This is a genomic window from Vicinamibacteria bacterium, from assembly GCA_035620555.1.
Lineage (GTDB): Bacteria > Acidobacteriota > Vicinamibacteria > Marinacidobacterales > SMYC01 > DASPGQ01.
The window spans coordinates 1-3,254 of the sequence record DASPGQ010000524.1; the positions used below are offsets into that span (position 1 = coordinate 1).

Here is a 3,254-nt window from a genome sequence, read left to right on the forward strand (position 1 = left end):
AAAGCCAGGCAAGTGCTGGGGCTGTGAGCACAAAATGTCACGAATCACCCTCCGCGGTCTGATCGGCCCGCAAAAAGACGCGGCGCCGGTTGTCGCCGCGCTCGTGGAGTCGCTCGGGTCCACGATTGGAATCGAGGACACTGACGGGCGGCTCCTTGCCGGAGTCGCGCCGAGCGACCCGAAGGAGCGCTACCCGGTCGCGCTCGACGGAAAGACGCTGGGATGGGTGAGCGGAGGCCCTCAGGCCGAAGCTCTGGCCGCGCTCCTCGCCCACCTCGCCGGCAAGGAGTCCGAAAAGAAGACTCTCGGCAGCGAGGTGCTTCATCTCTATCGCGAGGTGAACCTCATCTATAGCTTCTCGGAGAAGCTGGCCGCGCTCTTGGAGGTCAAGGCGGTGGCGAGGCTGACCCTCGAGCAGGCGCGCCAGCTGATCGCGGCGACGGATGGCGCCGTGATGTTGCTCGACGGACCGACGCAGGTGTTCGAGTCCATGGCCGGCTTCGGTGAGGGACTTTCGAGCTCAGGGCCGTTCCGATGGGGGGTGGGCCTCATCGGCTCGATCGTGGCGAGCGGCAACGCCGAGATCGTGAACGACGTCGAGGCGGACCCGCGCCGTGGCAACGAGCGTGTCGGCTCGCTCATCTGCGCTCCGCTCAAGGTCAGCGAGCGCGCGATCGGAGCCATCGTCCTGGCGAGCGCGGACCCGGTCAACTACGCGGCCTCCGACCTGAAGCTTCTCAATACCCTGGCGCTGCAATCGGCCACCGCCATCGAGAACGCGCGGCTCTTCGAGAAGACCGTTTCGGCCGCGCGGGACCGCGAGCGGCTCCTGGCCCTGCACAAGGAGTTGGAGGTGGCGAGCGCCATCCAGAAGTCGATCCTCCCGTCCGAGTTCCCCCCTTTCCCGGACCGTGACGAGTTCGAGATCCACGCCGCCATGACCCCGGCGATGGAGGTGGGCGGAGACTTTTTCGATTTCTTCCTGATCGACGAGGGTCGACTGGGCTTCGTGATCGCCGACGTGTCGGGCAAAGGCGTTCCCGCGGCGCTCTTCATGGCCGTCAGCCGTACCCTCATCAAGGCGACGGCGCTCGGGGGCCTGCCTCCCGAGGAGTGTTTGAGCCAGGTCAACCGGGTGTTGACCTCCGAGAACGTCACCAGCATGTTCGTGACCGTGTTCTACGGAGTTCTCGATCTGACGAACGGCGAGGTCGTCTATTGCAGCGCCGGCCACAACCTCCCCTATGTCTTGAGGCGCGACGGCCGGGTCGAAGCTCTGGAGCGAACCGGGGGCCTCGCGCTCGGGGTGTTCGCGAAAGCCGCCTACAAGTCCAAGCGCATCCAGCTCGACGCCGGAGACGGGCTGTTCCTGTACACTGACGGGATCACGGAGGCGATGGACGCCGACAAGAATGAGTTCAGCGACCACCGCCTCGAGGAATTGCTGAGAAAGCTGCCGGGGAAATCCCTGGCGGAAATCATCGATGGAGTGGTCCGCGAGGTGACGTCATTCGCTTCTGGGGCGCCGCAGGCGGACGACATGACCACGCTGGCTCTCAGGTTTGGCGTGAGCAAGGTCCCGTGCGGCGACGAGACGAAGGCGGCAGCGAGTCTGGCCTGAAGGAGGAATTCCAGTGACCAGCTCCTTCAAGATCGAAACGTCCCTGCACGACAAACTCTCGGTCATCGCTCTCGAAGGCCACGTCGACGCGCACACCGCGCCGCGGTTCGAGGAGGTCGTCGTGGCCGAGCTCGCCGCCGGACGGCGGCAGATCATCGTCGATTGCACCCGAATGACCTACATCTCATCGGCCGGCCTGGGGGTGTTCATGAGCTACGTCGAGGAGATTCGCGAGCAAGGCGGCGACCTCAAGATCTGCGGAGCGATTCCGAAGGTACAGTCCACCTTCGAGATTCTCGGCTTCCCGGAAGTCTTCGATATTCTCCCCGACCTCGAGGCGGCGGTGCGGCGCTTCCGCGATGTCCCGGTCCGGGAGGATTGAGTTGGCCGGCGTCGAGCGACGGTTCCTGCTGACCGTGCCTTCGTCCACCGAGAACCTCGTTCTCATCCGCGAGTTCGTCACCACCGTAGGCCAGCAGGCGGGCCTCGAAGAGGCCGACGTGGGCCGGCTGGAGCTCGCCGTGGACGAAGCTTGCGCCAACGTCATGGAACACGCCTACGGCCACGACGACACGCAGGAAGTCGTGGTCCGGGCGACCTTCGACCACGAGACGCTCCACATCGTGGTCGAGGACACGGGTCTCGGCTTCGATCCCGGCGCGGTCCCCGAAGAGCACCTGGAGCACCTCATCGCGAGCCGCAAGTCCGGCGGGCTCGGGATGCGGCTCATCAAGTCGGTGATGGATGAGGTTCGCTACGAGTTCGTCCCCGGCCACAAGAACGAGCTCCATATGTTGAAGCGGATCCGCAGGCCCTGAGGGTGGAGAAGACGCTTCTCCGAGCCTCGCGCCTGGAGGCACTGCTGGAGTCGGCGCGTCTCCTTCACGGCGCGCGCGATCTGGACGAGCTGCTGGGTCATCTCCTCCGTTCGGTCATGGGACGCCTCCTCATCCGGCGCGGGCTGATCGCGCTCGAGCGGGAGGGGACGATGCGTCTCGTTTTGCTGCGCGGCCTGCCTCGTCTGGCGGTGGGCGACGTGTTTGACGCCGCCGACGCCGAGAAATCCGGAATCGAGCTGGTGCTTCCGATCGGCGCCCCGTCGGAGACGAGCCGGCCGATCGGGCTTCTGGGGCTCGGACGCCCCGTCCGGGGAGGGGTGGGGGAGGAGGAGAAGGCCTTTCTCCTGGCACAGCTCGGGCTGGCCGCGAGCGGCATCGAGAACGCCCGAGTCCACGAGGAGTCGCGACGCCTGAATCGGAGTCTCGATCAGAAGGTCCAGGACCTGGGCTCTCTTCTCGACCTGGTCAGGGGTCTGAACTCGACTCTCGAAGCGAACGACGTGGCGCAACTGCTCATGCTCACGCTCGCGGGCCGCTGGATGCTGCGTCGCTCGGCACTCCTCGCGTGGAAGCCGGGGCATCCTCCCGCCCTGCGGCAGCAGGGTATGGACATCGGCGGGCTCGTGGGCGACGAGGGCGCGCTGTCGGGCTTGCAGGGATTGCCCGACGCGATCGCCGTCGCCGACCTTCCCGAGAGTGCTCTGAAGGACAGGCTCGAAGCGACCCAAGGCGAGGTGGTGTTCCCGATCCAAAGCGGGGAGGGCGGAGTGCGAGGCCTCATCGTGCTCGGGTCA

At 66.0% G+C, this 3,254-nt stretch carries 4 protein-coding genes; all 4 read left to right on the forward strand.

Translation table 11 applies throughout. The features are described 5' to 3' along the window. Positions 1 to 34 precede the first annotated feature (34 nt). Positions 35 to 1,621 (forward strand): GAF domain-containing SpoIIE family protein phosphatase, encoded by a 1,587-nt coding sequence (locus VEK15_21320; protein HXV63253.1) that lies wholly within the window; start codon positions 35 to 37, stop codon positions 1,619 to 1,621. Between the two features lie 13 nt (positions 1,622 to 1,634). Next, positions 1,635 to 2,003, forward strand: a complete 369-nt coding sequence (locus VEK15_21325) for an STAS domain-containing protein (protein HXV63254.1) — start codon at positions 1,635 to 1,637, stop codon at positions 2,001 to 2,003. 1 nt (position 2,004) lies between these two features. Continuing rightward, positions 2,005 to 2,439, forward strand: a complete 435-nt coding sequence (locus VEK15_21330; GenBank protein ID HXV63255.1) for an ATP-binding protein — start codon at positions 2,005 to 2,007, stop codon at positions 2,437 to 2,439. A 2-nt stretch (positions 2,440 to 2,441) separates the two neighbouring features. Beyond that, on the forward strand, positions 2,442 to 3,254 hold an 813-nt coding region (locus VEK15_21335; protein HXV63256.1), incomplete at its 3' end, for a hypothetical protein.

What these genes read in the sequence shown, in the direction of transcription:
- VEK15_21320 (HXV63253.1), top strand. Translation starts at nt 35, where the DNA reads ATGTCACGAATCACCCTCCGCGGTCTGATCGGCCCGCAAAAAGACGCG.